The organism is Streptomyces sp. A2-16, assembly GCF_018128905.1.
Classification (GTDB): Bacteria; Actinomycetota; Actinomycetes; order Streptomycetales; family Streptomycetaceae; genus Streptomyces.
In genome coordinates, this window is the sequence record NZ_CP063808.1 from 9,727,366 (window position 1) to 9,750,953 (window position 23,588).

Genomic DNA, 23,588 nt, shown 5'->3' on the forward strand with positions numbered 1-23,588 from the left:
TCAGTGGTGCAGCACGGTCCGCTGGTCTGCGGGCGTCGCCCCTGCGATCACGGTGCTGCGAGCACTGTCACGGCGCTCCAGCCCGGCCGAGAGGAACGCGAGGAGCAGAGCCCCCGTGGCCAGGGCGGCGCCCACCCAGTTGGGGGCGGTGTAGCCGAAGCCGGCGGAGATCACCAGGCCGCCGAGCCAGGCGGAGAGGGCGTTGCCGAGGTTGAAGGCACCGATGTTGACGGCCGAGGCGAGCGTCGGAGCGTCGTGTGCCTGGTCGAGGACCCTCTTCTGGAGCGGCGGCACCGATGCGAAGCCCAGGGCCCCGATGAGGGCGATCGTGACACCGGCCAGCACCTTGTGGTGCGCGGTGAACGTGAACAGCGCGAGTACGACGGCCAGGGCGCCCAGGGAGACGTACAGCATGGGCATCAGGGCCCGGTCGGCGTACTTCCCGCCGACGAGGTTGCCGCCGACCATTCCGAGGCCGAAGAGAACCAGCAGCCAGGTCACCGAGCCGTCGGCGAAGCCTGCCACGTGGGTCATCATCGGCGCAATGTAGGTGATGGCGGCGAAGACACCGCCGAAGCCGAGGACGGTCATCGCCATGGCGAGCAGCACCTGGGCGTTCTTGAACGCGGCCAGTTCATGGCGCAGGCGCACGCCCTGGGGCCGGGGCATCTCGGGGACGAGCCTGGCGATGCCGATCAGGCCGATGACACCGAGGGCCGCGACGATCGTGAAGGTGAGACGCCAGCCGGCCCCCTGGCCGATCAGTGTGCCGAGCGGGACGCCGACGACATTGGCGACGGTCAGGCCGGTGAACATCATCGCGATGGCTCCGGCCTTCTTGTCAGGGGCCACCAGGTCGGCGGCGACGACCGAGCCGATCCCGAAGAAGGCTCCGTGGGCGAGAGAGGCGACCACACGGCCGATCAGCATGACGGAGAAGACCGGGGCGAGGGCCGAGAGCAGGTTGCCGACGATGAAGAGCCCCATCAGCAACATCAGCATCCGCTTGCGGGAGATCTTGGTGCCGAGGGCGGTCATCAGCGGGGCACCGAGCATGACGCCGAGCGCATAGCCGGTGACCAGGAAGCCGGCGGTGGGGATGGAGACCCCGAAGTCGCCCGCGACCTCGGGCAGCAGCCCCATGATCACGAACTCGGTCGTTCCGATTCCGAAGGCCCCGATCGCGAGAGCCAGAAGCGCGAGCGGCATGGGGGGTGACACCTTCCCAGAAGATTGCAGGAGCATGTTGCGCACTCTCACAATAATTGCAGACGCGCTATACATGCAAGCGAAGGTAATACCGGTTCGCTCCTCACCGACTTCGGCCGCACCCCCTCGCGTAGGGTGCCGCCATGGGAGATCTTGAAATTCGGCCCGCCACCACGGACGACATCTCCGCGATCGTCGGCATGCTCGCCGACGACCCCTTGGGCGCCCAGCGTGAGTCCCCGGACGATCTGGACCCCTATCTGGCCGCGCTGGAACGCCTCTCCCACGACCCGAACCAGCATCTGGTCGTCGCCACACGGGAGGATCGCGTGGTCGGAACGCTTCAGCTCACCATCGTTCCGGGGCTGTCCCGGCGCGGTGCCACCAGGTCGATCATCGAAGGGGTGCGCATCCACGCCGATGAGCGTGGCTCTGGACTCGGGTCCCGCCTCATCGAGTGGGCGATCGAGGAATCCCGGCGTCAGAGCTGCCAGTTGGTGCAGCTGACGTCGGACAACACACGCACGGACGCCCACCGCTTCTACGAGCGGCTCGGGTTCACGGCTTCCCATGTGGGCTTCAAGCTGGTCCTGTGATCCCGCGAGGGCCGACTCACACGGTCCCCGGGGGCCGGCTCGCTCGTTGCACAGGTTCGCCGTACAGGAAGGCGCCTTGTTTCACGTGAAACAAGGCGCCGCTCACCGGGGTCGACCGAGGGGACGCCTAGCCGATGCCTCGCCATCCCGCCGGGTCCACTCCGCCGGGTACGGAAGACCCCTCGTCGTACGGCTGGCGGGTGAACACGAACGAGCCGAGGTCCAGGTGGTCCACGGACCCGTCAGGCCGCCGTACGGCCTTCAGTCGCTCCCCTTGGAAGTAGCCCTCCAGACCGGTCCAGGTGCCGTCACCGTTGGCCCGGAATCGCGAGCGCCGACCTGCACCGGACAAGGGCTCCAGCGAGGCGAGCCCGTCCGCTGTCAGCCGTAGGGCGAATCCGTTCGTTCCCCAGTACCACTGACCCGCCAACTCCAGTGCGGGCGAGTCCGCTTCGCGCATCGGACGCCACGGCTCGGGGATCCGGGGTTCGGCCTCGGCGACGATCCGTACGAGATCGGCCCCCACGGCGGACAGCAGAGGGCCGGAGGTGCAGTTGGCCAGCACGACCGCGGCGACATCGTCCGCCACACCGATCGTGAGGTTGGCGAGGAAGCCCGGCAGCGAGCCCGAATGGCCCACGAGCAGCCGCCCGTCACGGTGCTGGATCTGCAACCCGAGGCCGTACGTGGCACCGTCGGCGAGCTCCCCCGTCCCGGCCGGTGCCGCGGGTGTGCGCATCTCCCGCACGGTCTCCGCGGACAGCACCCGTTCGTCCCCGTTCGCCAGGAAGACCGCGAAGCGCGCCAAGTCCGCTGCGGTGGACCAGAGTTGGCCCGCAGAAGCCATCCGGCCGAGGTCCTCGGAAGGCTCGGGCAGCATCACATCGGCCCACGGATGGACCGCCCAGCCACCCGCATGCGGCGCCTCAGGATGGACGCTCGTGCGGTCGAGCCCCAGAGGTGCGAGCACTTCACGCTGGAGTACTTCCTCCCACGGAGCCCCGCGCAGCTTCTCGACGAGTACGCCCAGCAGGGTGTAGCCGGGGTTCGAGTAGTGGAAACGGCGGCCTGCCGGATGCAGGAAGGGCTGCTCACCCAGCACGTCGGTGAGTTCGGGACGCAGATCTCCGGAGGTGCGTTCCCACCAGGGCGCCGGGGACTCGGCCGCCAATCCACCGGTGTGAGCGAGGAGTTCAGCGACGGTGGCCTCCCCCGCTCCCGTGCCGGGCACGTGCTTCTCCAACGGGTCGCCGAGGTCGAGCAGCCCCTCGTCACGCAGTCGCAGCACCAGGACCGCGGTGAACGTCTTGGTGATCGAGCCGATGCGGTACTGCACGTTCTCGTCCGGGCCGTGCCCGTCCACACACGTGCGCGCACCGTGCCACACGATCTGTCCGTCCCGTACGACCGCCCCGACCAGTGAAGGCGCCCGGCCTTCTGTCTGGGCCACGGCGATCCGGTGCAGCAGCGCCCGGCGCGTAACTGGGAGCAGCTCTTCCTGAGAAGTCGTCATGCCCCCAGTCCATCCCGCGGGGGACGCGGACGTCGACTTCTTTTGCCCTGACCAGCGCGATGCGGAGAGGGCACGGACATCAGGTCTGCGCCATGTCCACAAAGCGCGAGTAGTGGCCCTGGAAAGCGACAGTGATCGTCGCCGTAGGGCCATTACGGTGCTTGCCCACGATGATGTCCGCCTCACCGGCGCGCGGTGACTCCTTCTCGTACGCGTCCTCGCGGTGCAGAAGGATCACCATGTCGGCGTCCTGCTCGATGGAGCCGGACTCACGCAGGTCGGACACCATGGGCTTCTTGTCCGTGCGCTGCTCGGGACCACGGTTGAGCTGCGAGAGCGCGATCACCGGGACCTCCAGCTCCTTGGCCAGAAGCTTGAGGTTACGGGACATGTCCGAGACCTCCTGCTGACGGCTCTCGGAGCGCTTGGAGCCACCGGCCTGCATCAGCTGCAGATAGTCGATGATCACGAGCTTGATGTCATTGCGCTGCTTCAGTCGCCGGCACTTCGCCCGGATCTCCATCATCGACAGGTTCGGGGAGTCGTCGATGTAGAGCGGCGCGGAGGACACCTCGGGCATCCTGCGCGCCAACCGGGTCCAGTCCTCGTCCGTCATGGTGCCCGAACGCATGTGGTGCAGGGCCACCCGCGCCTCGGCCGACAGCAGACGCATCGCGATCTCGTTGCGCCCCATCTCAAGGGAGAAGATGACGCTGGCCAGGTTGTGCTTGATCGAGGCCGCGCGAGCGAAGTCCAGTGCGAGGGTGGACTTTCCCATGGCGGGACGGGCCGCGATGACGATCATCTGGCCCGGGTGGAGGCCATTGGTGAGCGAATCGAGGTCGGTGAAACCGGTCGGCACACCGGTCATCTCACCGCTGCGCGAGCCGATCGCCTCGATCTCGTCGAGCGCGCCCTCCATGATGTCGCCGAGCGGCAGATAGTCCTCGCTGGTGCGCTGCTCGGTGACCGCGTAGATCTCGGCCTGGGCGCGGTTGACGATCTCGTCGACGTCGTCGTCGGCCGCGTATCCCATCTGCGTGATACGCGTCCCCGCCTCGACCAGGCGCCGCAGGACTGCCCGTTCGTGGACGATCTCCGCGTAGTACTCCGCGTTCGCCGCCGTCGGAACGGTCTGGACGAGGGTGTGCAGATACGATGCACCGCCGACCTTGTTGATCTCACCGCGCTTGGTGAGCTCGGCGGCGATCGTGATGGGGTCGGCCGGCTCGCCCTTGGCGTAGACGTCCAGGATCGCCTGGAAGATCGTCTCGTGGGCGGGCTTGTAGAAGTCATGGCCCTTGATGACCTCGACGACATCCGCGATGGCGTCCTTGGACAGGAGCATGCCGCCGAGGACGGACTGCTCGGCGTCCAGGTCCTGGGGCGGCACACGCTCGAAGGCGGTACCTCCGCCGTCCCACTCGCCGCTGTCCCTGCCGCGGTCGTGCTGCTCGTCCCGCCCCCGGCCCCCGTCGCCGCGGCGACGCGAGGAAGGCAGACGATCACTGGGACCGCTGTCGGCCCACGGGTCGTCCAAGGGCTCGGAAATACTCACCGAGCCACCTCCTCCCGTCCGCCGAGCGGACCTCGCCGTGCTTCTCAGTTCTACGGCACGGCACTGACAAATGAGACGCCCAACTCCGGTTCTGGCGCGTCGGTTTTGTGATGGTTTCCCAGCCGACACACGGAGCGGGCGCCGGACCACGGTAGGCCCGCGGGCACCGTCAGCCAATCTGGTTATCCACAGGCCATGTGGACGACGGCCCGGATGCTGTGGAGAACTCCGCAAAACCTGTGCACGACCCGGTGGACAGCCCTGTGAACAAGCCCTGCCCTCATCTCAGAGAAGTGCTCTGAACTGCGACTTCGCCGTCCACCGGCTGTGCAGAAGAAAAACTTTCCCGGTCGGCTCAAGATCAGTTCGAACTGTACACAGCTACGCACACCCCTTGAACACAAGTAAGGGTCTAAAGCCAATTGCATCTCTTACCTGTGGACGATTAGATTGGTGCACATGACACAGGCGTCCGCGACCACCAAAGCCACCCGGCGACAGCATGACCGCGAGATCGTCGCGCTCGCCGTTCCGGCCTTCGGCGCGCTTGTCGCCGAGCCACTTTTCGTCCTGGCCGACAGCGCGATCGTCGGCCATCTGGGCACCGCCCAACTGGCCGGTCTCGGTATCGCCTCGGCCCTTCTCACGACAGCCGTCAGCGTCTTCGTCTTCCTCGCCTACGCCACCACCGCCGCTGTCGCCCGTCGCGTGGGAGCCGGCGATCTCCAGGCCGCCATCCGCCAGGGCATGGACGGCATCTGGCTGGCCCTGCTGCTCGGCGCCGCCGTCATCGCCGTCGTCCTGCCCACCGCTCCGTCGATCGTGGAACTCTTCGGTGCGTCCGACACCGCTGGTCCCTACGCGACCACCTATCTTCGGATCTCAGCCCTCGGCATCCCGGCCATGCTCGTGGTGCTCGCTTCGACCGGGGTACTTCGCGGGCTGCAGGACACCAGAACACCGCTCTACGTCGCCGTTGCCGGCTTCGTGGCCAATGCCGTCCTCAACGTGGGCCTCGTCTATGGCGCCGACCTCGGCATTGCGGGCTCCGCCTGGGGCACAGTCATTGCCCAGTGCGGCATGGCCGCCGCCTATCTGGTGGTCGTCGTCCGTGGAGCCAGCAGGCACGGCGCCTCCTTGCGCCCTGATGCCGCAGGGATCCGGGCTTCCGCACAAGCCGGCGTCCCTCTGTTGGTCCGTACGCTGTCCCTGAGGGCGATCCTGATGATCGCCACAGCCGTCGCAGCGCGTCTCGGTGACGCCGATATCGCCGCCCACCAGATCATCCTGTCCCTGTGGAGCCTGCTCGCCTTCGCACTGGACGCCATCGCCATCGCCGGGCAGGCCATCATCGGGCGCTACCTGGGCGCCGGCGACACCAATGGCGCACGCCAGGCATGTCGTCGAATGGTGGAGTGGGGCATCGCCGTCGGAGTCGCTCTCGGTGTACTGGTCGTACTCTCCCGACCGTTGTTCCTCCCCCTGTTCACCGGTGACTCCATGGTCAAGGACGCCGCCCTGCCCGCCCTGGTGATCGTGGCGCTCTCCCAGCCGATCTGCGGTGTCGTCTTCGTCCTGGACGGTGTTCTGATGGGAGCGGGTGATGGGCCCTATCTCGCCTGGGCCATGGTGATCACCCTGGCAGTCTTCGCCCCGATCGCGCTGCTCGTGCCCACGCTGGGCGGCGGTCTCACCGCACTGTGGGCAGCGATGACCCTGATGATGGTGATCCGCATGCTGACGCTCTGGCTGCGCACCCGCTCAGGCAACTGGCTCGTCACCGGCGCGACCCGCTGACCGTTTCACGTGAAACATCGTGGGCCGCCCCGTTTCACGTGAAACACCGCGAGCTCCACCAGCTTTTTCGGCATGCGAGAGGGGCCGCACCTCGATGGGTACGGCCCCTCTCTCTACTGCTCAAGCCAGACGCAGCGATCAGGCCGCGACGACCTCGATGTTGACCTTGGCGGCAACCTCGGGGTGCAGACGCACGGACGTCTCGTGGGCGCCCAGGGTCTTGATCGGCGAACCCAGCTCGATGCGGCGCTTGTCGACCTCGGGGCCACCGGAAGCCTTGATCGCGGAAGCGATGTCGGCCGGGGTGACGGAACCGAAGAGACGACCGGCGTCGCCCGAGCGGACGGCCAGGCGGACCTTGACGCCCTCGAGCTGGGCCTTCACCTGGTTGGCCTGCTCGATGGTCTGGATCTCGTGGATCTTGCGAGCACGACGAATCTGCTCGACGTCCTTCTCGCCGCCCTTGGTCCAGCGGATCGCAAAGTTCCGCGGGATCAGGTAGTTGCGAGCGTAACCGTCCTTGACGTCGACGACGTCGCCCGCGGCACCGAGGCCGGAGACCTCGTGGGTGAGGATGATCTTCATTAGTCGGTCACCCTTCCCTTATCGCGCGGTGGAGGTGTAGGGCAGCAGCGCCATCTCACGGCTGTTCTTGACGGCCGTGGCGACGTCACGCTGGTGCTGCGTGCAGTTGCCGGTCACGCGGCGGGCACGGATCTTGCCGCGGTCGGAAATGAACTTCCGCAGCATGTTCGTGTCCTTGTAGTCCACGTACGTGACCTTGTCCTTGCAGAAAGCGCAGACCTTCTTCTTAGGCTTGCGCACAGGCGGCTTCGCCATGGTGTTTCTCCTGTGTGATCAAGAAGTGTGGGTACGACCCACCCCTCGGCCCGAGGCCTAGAAGGGGGGCTCGTCCGAGTAGCCGCCACCGCCGCTGCCGCCGGAGTTTCCACCCCAGCCGCCGCCACCGCCGCCCTGGCTGCCACCGGCGGGAGCGCCGGTGGCCCACGGGTCGTCGGCGGGAGCGCCGCCGCCCTGCTGGCCGCCTCCGGAGTTTCCACCCCAGCCGCCGCCACCCTGGCCGCCACCGCCACCGCCGCTGTAACCGCCCTGGCCACCACGACCGGCACCGCCGGCCGTCTTGGTGACCTTGGCCGTGGCACTGCGCAGACTGGCGCCCACTTCCTCGACGTCCAGCTCGTAGACCGTGCGCTTGACGCCCTCACGGTCCTCGTAGGACCGCTGCTTCAGCCGGCCCTGCACGATGACGCGCATGCCTCGCTGGAGCGACTCGGCGACGTTCTCCGCCGCCTGACGCCAGACCGAGCAGGTCAGGAACAGGCTCTCGCCGTCCTTCCACTCGTTCGTCTGACGGTCGAAGGTGCGGGGGGTGGACGCGACACGGAACTTCGCGACCGCCGCACCGGAAGGGGTGAAGCGCAGCTCGGGGTCATCGACAAGATTGCCGACGACCGTGATGACGGTCTCGCCTGCCATGGGGAACCTCTCGGCGGGTTTGCTCTGGCTGCTTGGTTGCTGCTACTCGAATCCCGGGATCAACTGAGCTGGAGAGCTCAGTGGGTCTCGGGGCGGAGGACCTTGGTCCGGAGGACCGACTCGTTCAGGTTCAGCTGGCGGTCGAGCTCCTTGACGACCGCAGGCTCGGCCTGCAGGTCGATGACCGAGTAGATGCCCTCGGGCTTCTTCTTGATCTCGTACGAGAGCCGACGACGGCCCCAGGTGTCGACCTTCTCCACCTTGCCGTTGCCCTCACGGACGACGGAGAGGAAGTTCTCGATCAGGGGGGCGACAGCGCGCTCCTCCAGATCGGGGTCGAGGATGACCATCACCTCGTAGTGACGCATGTGGAACCCACCTCCTTTGGACTCAACGGCCACGGTCGTTCCGTGGCAGGAGGGTTGTGATGCGTACGCAACGGTATCGGCCGCCACTGACAATCGGGGCTTCCTCGCGGTAGACCCGGTCGTGACATGGGCAGACACCGTGCAGACGGTACAGACTACCCGCACACCGGCTTCCGGTTGAAATCCGGCCCCGGGGACGGTCACTCTGTACACATCGGGTGTGTATGGCGCTACAGTGCGCCGTCTTCCGCAGGAGGTGCCCTATGGCACAGGCAATGCGACCCAACACCGCCGGAGGCCTTTTCGCCACGGACGGAAAGCCCCACCCTCTCCAGGACACGCTGCTCGCGGTGACCCTGGTGCTGGGCGTCACGGCGTTCGTCTCGGCGATGTTCCACAACCTGCACCTGCTCAGCTCCTGGACCGGCCTGGTCGGCATCCTCACCGGCGCGTACGGCCAGTGGATCTCGGAGACGACCCGGGAGCGCTTCGGACTGATCCTGGGCCTGGGCGCGGCCGCGGTCGGCTTCTTCCTCGGCATGGCGCACGGCGGCCTCTTCGGCGGGGTCATCAACTGACGCCACGGGCACCGTCCCCACCCACACCACCCAAAGCACCACGGAACGCCTCGGCGGCCCTCGAGCCGGGGCGCAGGTTCCGTGCGCCCAGTCGGGGCGCTCCCAAGGCGCAGTAGGCTTCGGCGCGAGAGCCGGAGCCCCTGTACCCATGGGGACACACCAGCCCGAGGAGCGCCCCGAATGAGCCTGACCCTGAGGACGATCAGCCGCGAGCAGCATCTGGCATACATCCAGAGCCTGCCCTCGGCGAGCCACATGCAGGTTCCTGCCTGGGCAGACGTCAAGGCGGAATGGCGCTCCGAGAGCCTCGGCTGGTTCGACGAGAAGACCGGTGAGCTCGTCGGTGCGGGTCTCGTCCTCTACCGCCAGCTGCCCAAGATCAAGCGCTACCTCGCCTATCTGCCCGAGGGCCCGGTCATCAACTGGTTCGCGCCGAATCTGACCGAGTGGCTGGAACCGATGCTCGCCCACCTCAAGCACCAGGGCGCCTTCTCCGTGAAGATGGGCCCGCCGGTGATCATCCGGCGCTGGGAGGCCACCTCCATCAAGGCCGGCATCCAGAACCCGGACGTGAAGCGCCTGCGCGACATCGAGGCCGACTTCATCGAACCGCGCGCCTTCGAGGTCGCCGACAAGCTGCGCCGCATGGGCTGGCAGCAGGGCGAGGACGGGGGAGCCGGCTTCGGCGACGTGCAGCCCCGCTACGTCTACCAGGTGCCGCTCGCGAACCGGTCCCTGGAGGAGGTCCACAAGAACTTCAACCAGCTGTGGCGCCGCAACATCAAGAAGGCCGAGAAGGCCGGCGTCGAGGTCGTGCAGGGCGGTTACCAGGATCTCGAGGAATGGCAGCGGCTGTACGAGATCACGGCGGTGCGCGACCACTTCCGGCCCCGCCCGCTGTCGTACTTCCAGCGCATGTGGACGGCCCTCAACTCCGAGGACCCCAACCGGATGCGGCTGTACTTCGCCCGTCACGAGGGCGTGAACCTGTCGGCGGCGACCATGCTGATCGTCGGCGGGCACGTCTGGTACTCCTACGGCGCCTCCGACAACATCGGCCGTGAGGTCCGGCCCTCGAACGCGATGCAGTGGCGGATGCTGCGCGACGCCTACGCGCTCGGCGCGACCGTCTACGACCTGCGGGGCATCTCCGACTCGCTGGACGAGACCGACCACCTCTTCGGCCTGATCCAGTTCAAGGTGGGCACGGGCGGCCAGGCCGCCGAGTACCTCGGCGAGTGGGACTTCCCGCTCAACAAGCTGCTCCACAAGGCTCTCGACATCTACATGTCGCGCCGCTGACGTCGCGATCTTCGCTTCAATAGCTCGCATACCTCTGATACACCGCAGCCACTAGAAAGGTTCCGGGTCCGGCCATGGCGCTCACGCTCTACGTCGACACCGCGCGCTGGCGGGCGCACCACAAGCACGTGCAGGAGCAGTTCCCGGGGCTCGTCCCGGTCTGCAAGGGCAACGGCTACGGCTTCGGGCACGAGCGGCTGGCGGAGGAGGCCACCCGACTGGGTTCGGACGTCCTCGCCGTCGGCACCACCTACGAGGCCGCGCGCATCAAGGACTGGTTCGGCGGTGACCTGCTGGTGCTGACGCCGTACCGACGGGGCGAGGAGCCCGTGCCGCTGCCCGACCGGGTGATCCGCTCGGTGTCGTCGATCGACGGGGTCTACGGCCTGGTGGGCGCCCGCGTGGTCATCGAGGTGATGTCCTCGATGAAGCGGCACGGCATCAGCGAGCAGGACCTGCCGCAGCTGCACGCAGCCATAGAGAACGTCCGCCTCGAGGGCTTCGCGATCCACCTGCCGCTCGACCGTACCGACGGCTCGGACGCCGTCGAGGAGGTCATCGGCTGGATGGACCGGCTGCGCGCGGCCCGGCTGCCGCTGCACACCATGTTTGTCAGCCACCTCAAGGCCGAGGACCTGGCCCGGCTGCAGCAGCAGTTCCCGCAGACCCGCTTCCGCGCCCGCATCGGCACCCGGCTGTGGCTGGGGGACCACGAGGCCACGGAGTACCGCGGCGCGGTCCTGGACGTCACCCGCGTCTCCAAGGGGGACCGCTTCGGCTACCGCCAGCAGAAGGCGGCCTCCGACGGCTTCCTGGTCGTCGTGGCGGGCGGTACGTCGCACGGTGTGGGCCTGGAGGCCCCGAAGGCCCTGCACGGCGTCATGCCGCGCGCCAAGGGCGTCGCACGCGCCGGCCTCGCCACGGTCAACCGGAACCTTTCTCCGTTCGTCTGGGGCGGCAAGCAGCGCTGGTTCGCCGAACCGCCGCACATGCAGGTCTCCATCCTCTTCGTGCCCTCGGACGCCCCCGAGCCGAAGGTCGGCGAGGAGCTGGTGGCCCATCTGCGGCACACCACCACGCAGTTCGACCGGATCGTCGACCGCTGAGACGTCGTAGAGACAGCAAGAAGGCCGTACGGGACTGCCCTGTACGGCCTTTCGCGTGTGACACCCAGGCGTGTTCGCTCAGAGCGAACGGTCGGTGGTCCCCTGTTCGCCGCCCCACTCCACCTGTGGCCCGTCAAAGTGGGCCGCGTGCCGCGGTGGATGGGCGGCGGCGCCCAGCACGAAGACGTCCTCGGCTCCATCGAGCACACCGCCGGAGGGATCGTCGTCGCCGGCTCGGCGCACCACGTCCCGTTCCGGCATGAGGATGTCGCGCAGGACCATCGCGCACAGGTAGGCCGTGCCCAGCAGATGCACTCCGATGGCCCAGTGGTAGCCGTCGGTCGGCAGGCCCTTGTGGGCGTTTCCACTGGTCGTGTAGGCGAGGTACAGCCAGATCCCCAGGAAGTAGGCCACCTCGCACGCCTGCCAGATGAGGAAGTCCCGCCACTTCGGCCGGGCCAGCACGGCCAGCGGCACCAGCCACAGGACGTACTGCGGTGAGTAGACCTTGTTGGTGAGGATGAACGCGGCGACGATCAGGAACGCCAGCTGGGCGAAACGCGGCCGCCGCGGGGCGCTCAGGGTGAGCACCGCGATGCCGGCGCAGGACAGCAGCATCAGCAGCGTGGCGAGCGTGTTGACGGTCTCGGTGCTCAGCGGGTCGGTCGAGTTCTGGGCCATGATCAGCCAGAAGGAGCCGAAGTCCACGCCCCGCTCCTGGCTGAAGGTGTAGAACTTCGACCAGCCGTCGAAGGCGAAGAACATCACCGGCAGGTTCACGACGAGCCAGGAGACGACCGCGCCGCCCAGCGCCTTGCCGAAGTCCCGCCACTTGCCTGCCCGCCAGCACAGCACGAACAGCGGTCCGAGCAGGAAGATCGGGTAGAGCTTGGCGGCCGTGGCGAGCCCCAGGAGGACACCGAAGGCGAGCGAGCGTCCCCGCGCCCACATCAGCATCGCGGAGGCCGTCAGAGCGACCGCCAGCAGGTCCCAGTTGATGGTGGCGGTCAACGCGAAGGCGGGCGCCAGGGCGACCAGCAGCCCGTCCCAGGGCCGGCGGGCCTGCGTACGGCTGACGCAGACGACGATGATGGCCGCGCACACCATCAGCATCCCGGCGTTGACCATCCAGTACCACTGCTCCTGGTGCTGGATGCTGCCGCTGCCGGGCGTGAGCCAGGCGGCGACCTCCATGAACACACCGGTCAGCACCGGGTATTCGAGGTACTGCATGTCACCGGGGAGCTTGTCGAAGTACGGGACAAGTCCATCGGCGAAGCCGCGCCCCTGATACAGGTGCGGGATGTCCGAGTAGCACGCGTGGGTGTACTGGGTGCTGGCACCGAAGAACCAGCCGCCGTTGTAGCAAGGCGCCTTCTGGACCAGGCCGAGCGCGAACATCCCGATGGCCACGAGCGCGATGACCCGGACGGGAGTCCACCAGGAAGCCCCCAGCAGGGCGCGTCGCCCGAGAGGGCCGCCGATGAACTCGCTGCCGCTCCGGGAGACCTCGTCGTCCTTGGTCGGACGCACTGGGTCCGAGTCGTGCACGCTCGTTGGCGTCGATTCAGCACTGGGCATGCGGCCCATCCTGCCGTACGAGGCTAGGAGTACGCCGAGGGCCGCCGCACCTGGTGGGTGCGACGGCCCATGTTTCACGTGAAACACCCTTCACGGGGCATTCGGCAACTAACCGCCTGAGCCGCCGAAGAGGCCTCCATTGCCGTTCCCGTTGGTATTGCCACCGCTCGTGTCCGTCGATGTGGCCGTAGGTGTCGAGGTCACACCTCCGTCGGTTCCACCGTTGTTCGTTCCGCCCCCGTCGGTGCACTGCCACTCGAACCGGCAGGTCTCACTCGCCGTGGGTGACGGCGGCGTGAGCGTCTGACTGGGTGTCGGGGTCGGGGTCGGAGTGGCCGACTCGGTCTCACTGGGCGTCGGAGTGGGCGTGGGGCTCGGCTCCTCGTTGAGGACCTCACCGATGGGTTCAGGCGTCGGGAAGTCGATCGCCTTCTGACCCTTCAGCGCCTGTTCCATGTAGTCGTGCCAGATCTCGGACGGGAACGAGGCACCGTGGATCTTCTCCTGGCCACCGGTTCCGTACATCTCCAGGAAGGTGCGGTTCTTCTTGGTCTCGTCGTCGTCCAGCCGGAACATGGTGATCGACGTGGACAGCTGCGGGGTGTACCCGACGAACCAGGCGGACTTGTTGCCGTCGGTGGTTCCGGTCTTACCTGCCACCTCACGGCCGGTGAGCTGGGCGTTGGTACCCGTGCCGTCGTCGACCACGGTCTTGAGTACATCGGTGACGTTGTCGGCGACCTTCTTCTCGAAGGCCTGCTTGGGCTTCGCCTTGTGGGTGAAGACGTCCCCGTCCTTGCTGGTGACCCTCTCGACGGAGTACGGCTCGTTCTGCTTGCCGCTGGCCGCGAAGGTGGCGTAAGCGCCCGCCATGCGGATCGCGCTGGGGTCGGAGATACCGATGGAGAAGGACGGGAAGTTGGTGCCGGCCAGGCTGTTCTCCTTGAGACCTGCGTCCATGGCCGACTCCTTCACCTTGTCCAGGCCGACATCCATGCCGAGCTGCACGAAGGCGGAGTTCACCGACTCCCTCATCGCCTCACGAAGATCGATCTGGTACTTGGGCGGAGAACCGTAGGACTGCTTGCCGTCGTTCTCCTGGAGCCACTCCTTGCCCTCCTCGTTCTTCCAGATCGAACCGTCGTAGTTCTTGATCTTCAGGTCGTTCTTGCCACTGAACAGGCTCTTTGCGTTGACGACCGTGCGCTCGTCCTGCGCCTGGCTCTCGCCGAGATCCGGATCGCGCACACCCCACTTCATCGCCGCGGCGAGCACGAACGCCTTGAACGTCGAACCGACCTGGGCACCGGTCGAGTCGCAGTTGTTGGTGAAGTGGGTCGTCGCGTCCTCGCCGCCGTAGCAGGCCCGGATCGCCCCGGTGGCCGGCTCCACGGAAGCCCCGCCGAACTGGACGTAGGTGTCCTTGGCCGGGCGCTTCTTGGGATCGATGTTCTCCTTGCGGACCTTCTTGACCGCCGCCTCGAGCTCCTTGACCTTGTTCTTGTCGAAGGTCGTGTAGATCGAGTAGCCGCCCTGCTGGAGCTTGTCGGCACTGATGATCTTGTTGTTGATCAGATAGGCCTTGGCGAGGTCGACCAGATAGCCGATCTGGCCCTTGAGCTGGGTGTTGGACCGGGGGTTCTGCCACGCAGGGAGCGTGGTGTACTTCGCCCGTTCCGCCGCGCTGAGGTGGCCGTACTCGACCATCTTGTTGAGCGTGTCCTGCATCTGCCGCAGGGCCCGCCTCTGGTTGGCCTGAGCCGTGGCTTGTGTCGCGTCGATGGACGTCGCGCCCGCCGGGTCGTAGTACGTGGCGCCCTTGAGCATGGCGGCCAGGAAGGCGCACTCGCCCGGGTTCAGATCCTTGGCGTCCTTGTTGAAGTACGCGCGCGCGGCCGCCTGGATGCCGTAGGCGTTGCGGCCGTAGTAGGCGGAGTTCAGGTACCCCGCCATGATCTCGTCCTTGTTGACCGTGGCGCCCACCTTGATGGAGATGAAGATCTCCTTGAACTTGCGCGTGACGGTCTGGGACTGGTCGTCCAGGCGCGCGTTCTTGACGTACTGCTGGGTGATGGTGGAGCCACCCTGCGTGTTGCCGCCCCTGGCCATGTTGAACACGGCGCGGGCGATGCCTTTGGGGTCGATGCCGCTGTCGGTGTAGAAGGTCTTGTTCTCCTGGGAGACGACCGCGTACTGCATCGCCTTCGGGATCTGAGCGAGGTTGACGATCTGGCGGTTGGTCTCGCCACCGGTGGAGACCATCTCGGAGTCGTCGGACCAGTAGTAGACGTTGTTCTGCGCCGTCGCGGTCTCGGCGACGTTCGGAACGCTCACGAGCGCGTAGCCCACGCCGGCGATCGCGACCAGGCCTCCGATGAAGCCGATGAACAGCCCCGTCACCAGCTTCCAGGACGGCACCCAGCGTGCCACGCCGTACTTGCCCGCGCGGGGGTAGTCGATGAACCGCTTCTTGCCGGGATCGGACGCGCGGCCCCGCCCGGCCGGTGCCCCACGTCGGCTTCCGCGGACGGGCTCCGCCCCTCTGCGGCGACCACCGCCCGTGCTTCTCTGGGCCGCGCGACGGGCCTCGGCACGACTGCCGTACTGACGTTCCTCGCCTCCCGGACCATAGGAAGCCGACTCCTGGGAGCTCGTCCCATAGGAGTCGGCAAGAGACCCGGTGGCGCCTCGCGGAGCCGCGCGGCGGCCGGAGGACGAGCCGGACTGGCCGCGTCGGGCCGCGGCACGTCCGCCTCCCTGCGGCTGCGGCGGTTTGCGACGGTGCTCGCTCATCGAACGACTACTCCTCGGGCAGGCGCACCCGTGCGCGCCTGGAAACGGCGGCTGGTTTCCGGTCCCCCCGAAGTACGGATGTGGTCGGTTCTGCATTCATCCGTACCGCACCGGGACAGCGACACCTCCCAGGTGTCACTCGGCTCCCGGTGGTGTGCATGCCGCACAGACTACGCACCGTCAAAACCCACCGAGCCCCGAAGTTCACCCCAAATCAGGCAACTTGGTTCGCATGAATCATTGATGTGATCCCGTTCACCGTCCCCCCACTTGTCGCTTCCGGAAGGGCGTTCTATCGTCTTGATGTATCGAGTCGATACATCGGTGCGAGACAGTGACGAGGAGGCGACGATGAGCCGGCGTTCCGGGATCCTCGAATTCGCCGTACTCGGCCTGCTCCGTGAGTCCCCGATGCACGGCTATGAGCTGCGCAAACGCCTCAATACGTCACTGGGCGTGTTCCGCGCGTTCAGCTACGGCACGCTCTACCCCTGCCTCAAGACGCTGGTCGCCAACGGCTGGTTGATCGAAGAACCGGGGCACACGACCGAGGACGCCCTCGCCGCACCACTCGCAGGGCGTCGCGCCAAGATCGTCTACCGGTTGACGGCGGAAGGTAAGGAGCACTTCGAGGAACTGCTCTCGCAGACGGGTCCCGACGCGTACGAGGACGAGCACTTCGCTGCTCGTTTCGCCTTTTTCGGGCAGACCTCGCGCGACGTCCGTATGCGAGTCCTCGAAGGCCGCCGCAGCCGGCTGGAGGAGCGCCTGGAGAAGATGAGTGCCTCGTTGGCACGCACCCGGGAGCGCCTCGACGACTACACGCTTGAGCTCCAGCGCCACGGGATGGAGTCCGTGGAGCGCGAAGTGCGCTGGCTGAACGAGCTCATCGAAAGCGAGCGGGCCGGCCGGGACCTCAAGGGCCCCGGCCATGGAGAAACCACTCGCGACACCACAGAGGGAGCGCCGGGCGTCCTGCCCCGGCCCGGGGACACCCCCGGTCCGGATACGCCCGGCGACACCGCCACGTGAGGTCCCTGCCAGGGCCTCACTCGTACACACAGGGAGCAACCGGAATGGGTTCGGTTCGTGTAGCCGTCGTCGGCGTGGGCAACTGCGCCGCGTCGCTGGTTCAGGGAGTCGAGTACTACAAGGACGCCGACCCGGCGTCGAAGGTCCCCGGACTGATGCACGTCCAGTTCGGCGACTACCACGTGAGTGACATCGAGTTCGTCGCGGCGTTCGACGTCGACGCGAAGAAGGTCGGTCTCGACCTCGCCGACGCCATCGGCGCCTCCGAGAACAACACCATCAAGATCTGCGATGTGCCGAACACCGGCGTGACCGTTCAGCGCGGCCACACCCTCGACGGTCTCGGCAAGTACTACCGCGAGACCATCGAGGAGTCCCCCGAGGCCCCGGTCGACATCGTCCAGATCCTCAAGGACAAGCAGGTCGACGTCCTCGTCTGCTACCTGCCCGTCGGCTCCGAGGACGCGGCGAAGTTCTACGCCCAGTGCGCCATCGACGCCAAGGTCGCCTTCGTCAACGCCCTTCCGGTCTTCATCGCCGGTACCAAGGAGTGGGCGGACAAGTTCACCGAGGCGGGCGTCCCGATCGTCGGTGACGACATCAAGTCCCAGGTCGGCGCCACCATCACGCACCGCGTCATGGCGAAGCTGTTCGAGGACCGCGGTGTGGTCCTGGACCGCACGATGCAGCTGAACGTCGGCGGCAACATGGACTTCAAGAACATGCTCGAGCGCGAGCGCCTGGAGTCCAAGAAGATCTCCAAGACGCAGGCCGTCACCTCCCAGATCCCCGACCGGGACATGGGCGCGAAGAACGTCCACATCGGCCCGTCCGACTATGTCGCGTGGCTCGACGACCGCAAGTGGGCCTACGTCCGCCTCGAGGGTCGTGCCTTCGGTGACGTCCCGCTGAACCTGGAGTACAAGCTCGAGGTCTGGGACTCCCCGAACTCCGCCGGTGTCATCATCGACGCCGTGCGCGCCGCGAAGATCGCCAAGGACCGCGGTATCGGCGGCCCGATCCTGTCGGCCTCCAGCTACTTCATGAAGTCCCCGCCGGTCCAGTACTTCGACGACGAGGCCCGCGAGAACGTCGAGAAGTTCATCAAGGGTGAAGTCGAGCGCTAAGGCTCACTCAAAACGCTCCTGCCAGGGCTACAGAGGGTCCCCGGGTTGTGTCGACCGGGGACCCTCGCCGTATGTGAGGCTGTGCCCATGTCCGTCGTGCGTGATCTGCGGCTCCTGCTGCGCCTCCGGGACTTCCGGCGACTGCTGTCCGTGCGCCTGCTCTCCCAGGGCGCGGACGGCGTCTACCAGATCGCGCTCGCTGCCTACGTCGTGTTCTCCCCGGAGAAGCAGACCTCTGCCACCGCCATCGCCTCCGCCATGGCGGTCCTGCTGCTCCCCTACTCCTTGGTGGGGCCCTTCGCCGGAATCCTCCTGGACCGCTGGCGCCGCCGCCAGGTCTTCCTCTACGGCAACCTGGTGCGCGCCCTGCTGGCATCGGCGACGGCCGTCCTGATGCTCAGCCACGTCCCGGACTGGCTCTTCTACGTCTCCGCCCTGTGCGTGACCGCCGTCAATCGCTTCGTCCTGTCCGGCCTGTCCGCCGCACTGCCCCGTGTCGTGGACGAGGAGCGACTGGTGATCGCCAACTCCCTCTCCCCGACGGCGGGAACGCTCGCCGCGACCGCGGGCGGCGGCCTGGCCTTCGTCGTACGACTCCTGGTCGCCGACTCCGACGCGGCCGTGGTGCTGCTGGGAGCGGGCCTGTACCTGTGCGGTGCGCTCGCCGCACTGCGCATGCCGCCGGAACTGCTCGGCCCCGACCCCGAGTTGATCCAGCCCCACCTCGGCGCCGCCCTCGCCGGCACGGCCCGCGACCTGGTAGCCGGTGTACGCCATCTGGCCGCACCGTCACGCCGGTCGGCCGCCCGGGCACTCGGCGCCATGTCGCTCATGCGGTTCTGTTACGGGGCTCTGCTCGTCATGGTGCTGATGCTCTGCCGCTACACCCTGACATCCGATCCGGACGACGGACTCGCCCTGTTGGGGCTGGCCTTGGGAATCTCCGGCGCCGGATTCTTCGCAGCCGCGGTGATCACCCCCTGGGCCGCGGGGAGACTCGGACCGGAGCGCTGGATCGTCGTGTGCGCGGCCGCCGCGGCGGTTCTGGAGCCTGCCCTCGGGCTTCCCTTCGCCACCGCCCCCATGCTCATCGCGGCATTCGTCCTGGGTCTGATCACCCAGGGCGCGAAGATCGCCACGGACACAATCGTGCAGTCCTCCGTCGACGACGGATTCCGGGGCCGGATCTTCTCCGTCTACGACGTCCTGTTCAACACCGCTTTTGTGGGCGCCGCGGCCGTCGCCGCCTTGATCCTGCCGCCGGACGGCCGTTCAGTGACCCTGGTGGTCGGTATCGCCGTCCTCTACGCAGCGATCGCTGTGGCGATGACGAAGGAACGCCACACGGCGACGAAACGATGAGGGGGCGATGTTTCACGTGAAACATCGCCCCCTCGATGCGTCCGGGGTCATGTTTCACGTGAAACATGACCCCGTTTCTGGGCCTCAGCCCTGCCCGGCCCACCACTCCTTGAGCGCGGCCACCGCTTCGTCGTGCCCCATCGGCCCGTTCTCCAGCCGAAGCTCCAGCATGTGCTTGTACGCACGGCCCACCGCAGGGCCGGGTGCCACACCGAGGATCTCCATAATCTGATTGCCGTCGAGGTCGGGCCTGATCGAGTCCAGCTCCTCCTGCTCCTGCAGCTGGGAGATCCGGTCCTCGAGACCGTCATAGGCACGCGACAGCGCGGCCGCCTTGCGCTTGTTCCTGGTCGTGCAGTCCGAGCGGGTCAGCTTGTGGAGACGGTCGAGCAGGGGGCCTGCGTCCCTCACATAACGGCGAACCGCCGAGTCCGTCCACTCCCCGGTGCCGTAGCCGTGGAAGCGCAGATGGAGCTCGACGAGTCGCGAGACCTCCTTCACCAGCTCGTTGGAGTACTTGAGCGCCGTCATGCGCTTCTTGGTCATCTTCGCTCCGACCACCTCATGGTGGTGGAACGAGACCCGGCCGTCTTTCTCGAAACGTCGAGTGCGCGGCTTGCCGATGTCGTGGAGCAGTGCCGACAGGCGAAGGGTCAGGTCGGGCCCTTCCTTCTCCAGCGCAATGGCCTGCTCCAGGACGATCAGCGTGTGCTCGTAGACGTCCTTGTGCCGGTGGTGCTCGTCGCTCTCCAGTCGCAGGGCCGGAAGCTCCGGGAGCACATGCTCCGCGAGCCCTGTGTCGACCAACAGCGTCAGTCCCTTGCGCGGATGGGCGGACAGGATGAGCTTGTTCAACTCGTCCCTGATCCGTTCGGCGGAGACGATCTCCAGGCGCCCGCACATCTCCGTCATCGCGGTGACCACCTCGGGCGCCACCTCGAAGTCGAGCTGAGCCGCGAACCGTGCTGCCCGCATCATCCGCAGTGGGTCGTCCGAGAAGGACGCTTCGGGGGTGCCAGGCGTCCGCAGCACTCGGGCCGCGAGATCGTCGAGGCCGCCGTGCGGGTCGATGAACTTCTTCTCCGGGAGGGCGACGGCCATCGCGTTCACGGTGAAGTCACGCCGGACGAGGTCCTCCTCGATGGAGTCGCCGTATGACACCTCGGGCTTGCGCGAGGTCCGGTCGTACGCCTCGGACCGGTAGGTGGTCACCTCGATCTGGTAGCCGTCCTTCTGCGCCCCGACGGTGCCGAAGGCGATCCCCACTTCCCACACGGCGTCCGCCCACGGCCGAACGATCTTCAGTACGTCTTGGGGGCGGGCGTCGGTGGTGAAGTCCAGGTCGTTGCCGAGCCGGCCGAGCAGTGCGTCCCGGACCGAACCGCCGACCAGGGCGATTGAGAACCCGGCCTCCTGGAAGCGGCGGGCGAGCTCGTCGGCGACAGGCGCTACCTCGAACGGCTCGTTCACCGCGCGGTCCTGCACCTGATTCGGGGCACTGAGGCTGTCTTCGTTGGCGTTCGGCACAACAGAAGAGGGTACGTGGCCCGGGCACCCGCGGGCGCCTCCATTAAACGTGCACAGCTTCGTCACCCGGACCTGCACAGGGTCTGCTCGGGAGACTCACGGGCGCGCTCCCCTTTATACGTAGACATTCAGGACAGTGCGGCAGCGTTCCCCGATCTTGTGGAGCAGTCCGCGGCACTTCCCCTCAGCGCGCATCGTTACCATGCGTGGACGCACATTCCGACGACCACTGACGACGACTAGGGACGGGCGAGCGCGTGGCCGAGGCGGCAGACTTCCAGGGGACCAGTCCCTCACCTGCCCGCCGCTGGCTGCGGCGTACCGGAGCCCTGCTCGCAGGGGTCCCTCTGTTGGCCGGCCTGTGCCAGCTTCCCGACGCGGCGCCCGCTCAGGCCGCCGGGGGCTCCGGAACGGTGTCCGTCGCAGTCGACACACTCAGCCCCAGTGCGCCTACGGAGGGTGACACACTCACCGTGTCGGGGACGGTTACCAACAACGGCAAGCAGACCGTCACGGCCGCCCATGTGGGGCTGCAGGTGGGCCCCGAGCTGAACACCCGCTCGTCGATCGACACCACCGCCGGCGACCAGGACTCGCTCCAGGGCGCCACGGGATCCGAGGTCGGCGGCAAGTACGTGGCGAAGTTCGCGAAGCTGACGCCCGGAGTGGCCCAGCCGTTCTCCATCGCCGTACCCGTCGACGAGTTGGACCTCGGAGATCCCGGCGTGTACCAGCTCGCCGTCGCCATCTCGGGAAAGACCTCCGCACAGCCGTGGGACAAGACGCTGGGCATCCAGCGGACCTTCCTGCCCTGGCAGTCCGACGAGGCGGACACGAAGACGAAGACGACCTTCCTGTGGCCGTTGATCTCCAGCGTGCACATGACGGCGGAGACCGGCTCGAACGCACAGCAGACGCCGGTCTTCCTCAACGACGATCTCGCCGAGGAGATCTCGGCGGGCGGCCGGCTGGACCAGATGCTGTCCCTGGGCGAGGACCTTGACGTCACCTGGGTGATCGACCCGGACCTGCTGGCCTCCGTCGACGCGATGACCCGCAGCTACCGGATCCAGGGCGCGGGCGACACCACCACTCCGGGCAGCCACCAGGCGGTCGCCAAGCAGTGGCTGGCCAGGCTCCAGAAGGCGGTGGAGGACAAGGAGGTCGTCGCGCTCCCCTTCGCCGATCCCGACCTCGCCTCCCTGGCTCACAACGGCACGAGTGTCACCGGCTCGCTCAGTCACCTCGACGAGGCCACCGACGTCGCCGCCACCACGGTGAGGACCGTGCTCCACGTGACGCCGAGCACCGACTTCGCGTGGCCCGTGAACGGCGCGGTGGACCCCTCGATCGTCAAGGTCGCCACCTCCGCCGGCGCCGACAAGGTGATCGCCCGCAGCGACAGCCTCCAGGAGACCGCCGGACTGTCGTACACGCCGTCCGCGGCCCGCCCGATCGGCGGCGGCACCACGGCGGTCGTCGCGGACGCACGGCTGTCCACGGCGTTCCAGGGCGACTTGACGAGGGCCTCCACCGCCACGCTCGCCGTCCAGCGGTTCCTCGCCCAGAGCCTCGCCCTCGACCTGCAGACCGACAAGCAGCGCAGCATCGTGGTCGCCCCGCAGCGCATGCCCACGACGAGCCAGGCCGATGCCATGGCCGAAGCGATCACCGCACTGCAGAACGGGAACTGGTCCCAGACCCAGAAGCTCACGGCGGCCGCCGCGGCCAAGCCCGACCCGGAAGCCACCACCAAGGTGCCCCCGGCCTCGGCCTACCCCTCCTCGCTGCGCAAGCAGGAATTGCCGAAGTGGGCCTTCCAGCAGATCGCGAGCACCCAGGGCAAGCTCGACAAATTCAAGGTCATCCTCTCCGACCAGTCCCGCGTCGTGACCCCCTTCGGCCGGGCCGTGAACCGCGAGATGTCCACGTCGTGGCGGGGCAGTGCCACCGAGGCGAGCAGTTTCCGCAATGACGTCGAGGCCTACCTCGACGAGCTGATCTCCCAGGTCAGTCTGATCGACAAGTCGGAGACCAAGCTCTCCGGCCGCAGCGCCACGATCCCCGTGACGGTCCAGAACAACCTGGTGCAGGGCGTGGAGCACTTGAGGCTGCGCCTGACCTCGCTGAGCCCCAACCGGCTCGAGATCGGTGGCTCCTCCTACTACGAGCAGCCGGTCGAGGTCTCGGGCGGACACAGCCAGACGGTGAAGTTCACCACGACGGCCAACGCCAACGGCAAGGCCTCGGTGGTCGCGCAGCTGTACACGGAGGACGGCCGGCCCTACGGCGAGGCCGTCCGGTTCGACGTGAAGGTCACCGAGTTCACGGCCACGGTGATGCTGGTCATCGGCGGCGGTGTCCTGCTGCTGGTGCTGGCAGGATTCCGGATGTACACCCAGCGCAAGCGCGCGGCCGCCCGTGAGGCCGAGCAGAACGGCCCCGACGACGCGACGGGCGAGGCCGTGGACGGCCCGGAGAACCCGGAGGCCCCCGAGGGCCGTCTCAAGGAGGAGTCCGGCACCGGGCCCGGGGCAGACGCCCCGGAGCAGCCGAGTGACCTGACAGCGGACACCGCAGCGGAAAGCGCCGACCCTTCCGGCACGGGTGAGAGAGTGGACCGTTGAGGATGTCGTGGCCGG

At 67.3% G+C, this 23,588-nt stretch carries 19 protein-coding genes; 9 read left to right on the forward strand and 10 right to left on the reverse strand.

Annotated elements, in window-relative coordinates; all coding sequences use genetic code 11:
* On the reverse strand, positions 1–1,209 hold the full coding sequence (locus IOD14_RS43755) for an MFS transporter (RefSeq protein ID WP_212673155.1): 1,209 nt from the start codon (positions 1,207–1,209) through the stop codon (positions 1–3).
* Positions 1,210–1,352: 143 nt separating this feature from the next.
* On the opposite strand from IOD14_RS43755, the gene IOD14_RS43760 reads away from it, so the two are divergent.
* Entirely contained in the window at positions 1,353–1,805 is a 453-nt protein-coding gene (locus IOD14_RS43760) for a GNAT family N-acetyltransferase (RefSeq protein WP_123990358.1), read from the forward strand.
* A 127-nt stretch (positions 1,806–1,932) separates the two neighbouring features.
* Here IOD14_RS43760 and IOD14_RS43765 read toward each other — a convergent pair whose 3' ends face one another.
* Both IOD14_RS43765 and dnaB read right to left on the reverse strand, forming a co-directional pair.
* On the reverse strand, positions 1,933–3,318 hold the full coding sequence (locus IOD14_RS43765; RefSeq protein WP_212673156.1) for a serine hydrolase domain-containing protein: 1,386 nt from the start codon (positions 3,316–3,318) through the stop codon (positions 1,933–1,935).
* Positions 3,319–3,397: 79 nt separating this feature from the next.
* The gene (dnaB, locus tag IOD14_RS43770) at positions 3,398–4,876 is read right to left on the reverse strand and encodes a replicative DNA helicase (protein WP_123990360.1); all 1,479 of its coding nucleotides are present in this window, start codon (positions 4,874–4,876) and stop codon (positions 3,398–3,400) included.
* Positions 4,877–5,335: 459 nt separating this feature from the next.
* Between dnaB and IOD14_RS43775 the strand changes: the two genes are divergently transcribed.
* Complete coding sequence (locus IOD14_RS43775; RefSeq protein WP_123990361.1) at positions 5,336–6,673, forward strand: MATE family efflux transporter; 1,338 nt, start codon at positions 5,336–5,338, stop codon at positions 6,671–6,673.
* Between the two features lie 138 nt (positions 6,674–6,811).
* On the opposite strand, the gene rplI is transcribed toward IOD14_RS43775, so the two are convergent.
* The 4 genes from rplI to rpsF all read right to left on the reverse strand — a co-directional run bounded on the left by rplI (position 6,812) and on the right by rpsF (position 8,538).
* On the reverse strand, positions 6,812–7,258 hold the full coding sequence (gene rplI / locus IOD14_RS43780; RefSeq protein ID WP_020134131.1) for a 50S ribosomal protein L9: 447 nt from the start codon (positions 7,256–7,258) through the stop codon (positions 6,812–6,814).
* An 18-nt stretch (positions 7,259–7,276) separates the two neighbouring features.
* Entirely contained in the window at positions 7,277–7,513 is a 237-nt protein-coding gene (gene rpsR, locus IOD14_RS43785) for a 30S ribosomal protein S18 (protein WP_003949403.1), read from the reverse strand.
* Between the two features lie 57 nt (positions 7,514–7,570).
* A complete protein-coding gene (locus IOD14_RS43790) occupies positions 7,571–8,170 on the reverse strand; it encodes a single-stranded DNA-binding protein (RefSeq protein WP_212673157.1) in 600 nt (199 codons plus the stop codon).
* 77 nt (positions 8,171–8,247) lie between these two features.
* Positions 8,248–8,538: a 30S ribosomal protein S6 gene (gene rpsF, locus IOD14_RS43795; RefSeq protein ID WP_007383258.1), complete on the reverse strand. Its 291-nt coding sequence runs from the start codon at positions 8,536–8,538 to the stop codon at positions 8,248–8,250.
* Between the two features lie 263 nt (positions 8,539–8,801).
* On the opposite strand from rpsF, the gene IOD14_RS43800 reads away from it, so the two are divergent.
* From IOD14_RS43800 to IOD14_RS43810, 3 genes are all read left to right on the forward strand, one after another.
* Positions 8,802–9,116: a hypothetical protein gene (locus IOD14_RS43800; RefSeq protein WP_053846235.1), complete on the forward strand. Its 315-nt coding sequence runs from the start codon at positions 8,802–8,804 to the stop codon at positions 9,114–9,116.
* Positions 9,117–9,296: 180 nt separating this feature from the next.
* Positions 9,297–10,418, forward strand: a complete 1,122-nt coding sequence (gene femX / locus IOD14_RS43805; protein ID WP_123990363.1) for a peptidoglycan bridge formation glycyltransferase FemX — start codon at positions 9,297–9,299, stop codon at positions 10,416–10,418.
* A gap of 74 nt (positions 10,419–10,492) precedes the next feature.
* Entirely contained in the window at positions 10,493–11,524 is a 1,032-nt protein-coding gene (locus IOD14_RS43810; RefSeq protein ID WP_123990364.1) for an alanine racemase, read from the forward strand.
* A gap of 78 nt (positions 11,525–11,602) precedes the next feature.
* On the opposite strand, the gene IOD14_RS43815 is transcribed toward IOD14_RS43810, so the two are convergent.
* Together IOD14_RS43815 and IOD14_RS43820 are read right to left on the reverse strand one after the other, a co-directional pair.
* Positions 11,603–13,105, reverse strand: coding sequence for a glycosyltransferase 87 family protein (locus IOD14_RS43815; protein ID WP_123990365.1), 1,503 nt, complete (start codon positions 13,103–13,105; stop codon positions 11,603–11,605).
* 108 nt (positions 13,106–13,213) lie between these two features.
* Entirely contained in the window at positions 13,214–15,898 is a 2,685-nt protein-coding gene (locus tag IOD14_RS43820; RefSeq protein WP_212673158.1) for a transglycosylase domain-containing protein, read from the reverse strand.
* Positions 15,899–16,249: 351 nt separating this feature from the next.
* Between IOD14_RS43820 and IOD14_RS43825 the strand changes: the two genes are divergently transcribed.
* The 3 genes from IOD14_RS43825 to IOD14_RS43835 all read left to right on the forward strand — a co-directional run bounded on the left by IOD14_RS43825 (position 16,250) and on the right by IOD14_RS43835 (position 19,419).
* Positions 16,250–16,930, forward strand: coding sequence for a PadR family transcriptional regulator (locus tag IOD14_RS43825; protein WP_123990367.1), 681 nt, complete (start codon positions 16,250–16,252; stop codon positions 16,928–16,930).
* Between the two features lie 44 nt (positions 16,931–16,974).
* Positions 16,975–18,057, forward strand: a complete 1,083-nt coding sequence (locus IOD14_RS43830; protein WP_123990368.1) for an inositol-3-phosphate synthase — start codon at positions 16,975–16,977, stop codon at positions 18,055–18,057.
* A gap of 87 nt (positions 18,058–18,144) precedes the next feature.
* Positions 18,145–19,419 (forward strand): MFS transporter, encoded by a 1,275-nt coding sequence (locus IOD14_RS43835; protein WP_123990369.1) that lies wholly within the window; start codon positions 18,145–18,147, stop codon positions 19,417–19,419.
* An 84-nt stretch (positions 19,420–19,503) separates the two neighbouring features.
* Here the strand turns inward: IOD14_RS43835 and IOD14_RS43840 are convergent, their stop codons facing one another.
* Positions 19,504–20,946 (reverse strand): CCA tRNA nucleotidyltransferase, encoded by a 1,443-nt coding sequence (locus IOD14_RS43840; RefSeq protein WP_123990370.1) that lies wholly within the window; start codon positions 20,944–20,946, stop codon positions 19,504–19,506.
* A gap of 257 nt (positions 20,947–21,203) precedes the next feature.
* Between IOD14_RS43840 and IOD14_RS43845 the strand changes: the two genes are divergently transcribed.
* Complete coding sequence (locus IOD14_RS43845) at positions 21,204–23,573, forward strand: DUF6049 family protein (protein ID WP_123990371.1); 2,370 nt, start codon at positions 21,204–21,206, stop codon at positions 23,571–23,573.
* The last annotated feature ends 15 nt before the right edge of the window (positions 23,574–23,588 follow it).

Excerpts from the sequence above, each read along its gene's own strand:
- IOD14_RS43755 (WP_212673155.1), bottom strand. The coding sequence starts at position 1,209 with ATGCCGCTCGCGCTTCTGGCTCTCGCGATCGGGGCCTTCGGAATCGGA.
- IOD14_RS43760 (WP_123990358.1), top strand. The coding sequence starts at position 1,353 with ATGGGAGATCTTGAAATTCGGCCCGCCACCACGGACGACATCTCCGCG.
- IOD14_RS43765 (WP_212673156.1), bottom strand. The coding sequence starts at position 3,318 with ATGACGACTTCTCAGGAAGAGCTGCTCCCAGTTACGCGCCGGGCGCTG.
- IOD14_RS43775 (WP_123990361.1), top strand. The coding sequence starts at position 5,336 with ATGACACAGGCGTCCGCGACCACCAAAGCCACCCGGCGACAGCATGAC.
- rplI (WP_020134131.1), bottom strand. The coding sequence starts at position 7,258 with ATGAAGATCATCCTCACCCACGAGGTCTCCGGCCTCGGTGCCGCGGGC.
- rpsR (WP_003949403.1), bottom strand. The coding sequence starts at position 7,513 with ATGGCGAAGCCGCCTGTGCGCAAGCCTAAGAAGAAGGTCTGCGCTTTC.
- IOD14_RS43790 (WP_212673157.1), bottom strand. The coding sequence starts at position 8,170 with ATGGCAGGCGAGACCGTCATCACGGTCGTCGGCAATCTTGTCGATGAC.
- rpsF (WP_007383258.1), bottom strand. The coding sequence starts at position 8,538 with ATGCGTCACTACGAGGTGATGGTCATCCTCGACCCCGATCTGGAGGAG.
- IOD14_RS43800 (WP_053846235.1), top strand. The coding sequence starts at position 8,802 with ATGGCACAGGCAATGCGACCCAACACCGCCGGAGGCCTTTTCGCCACG.
- femX (WP_123990363.1), top strand. The coding sequence starts at position 9,297 with ATGAGCCTGACCCTGAGGACGATCAGCCGCGAGCAGCATCTGGCATAC.
- IOD14_RS43810 (WP_123990364.1), top strand. The coding sequence starts at position 10,493 with ATGGCGCTCACGCTCTACGTCGACACCGCGCGCTGGCGGGCGCACCAC.
- IOD14_RS43815 (WP_123990365.1), bottom strand. The coding sequence starts at position 13,105 with ATGCCCAGTGCTGAATCGACGCCAACGAGCGTGCACGACTCGGACCCA.
- IOD14_RS43820 (WP_212673158.1), bottom strand. The coding sequence starts at position 15,898 with ATGAGCGAGCACCGTCGCAAACCGCCGCAGCCGCAGGGAGGCGGACGT.
- IOD14_RS43825 (WP_123990367.1), top strand. The coding sequence starts at position 16,250 with ATGAGCCGGCGTTCCGGGATCCTCGAATTCGCCGTACTCGGCCTGCTC.
- IOD14_RS43830 (WP_123990368.1), top strand. The coding sequence starts at position 16,975 with ATGGGTTCGGTTCGTGTAGCCGTCGTCGGCGTGGGCAACTGCGCCGCG.
- IOD14_RS43835 (WP_123990369.1), top strand. The coding sequence starts at position 18,145 with ATGTCCGTCGTGCGTGATCTGCGGCTCCTGCTGCGCCTCCGGGACTTC.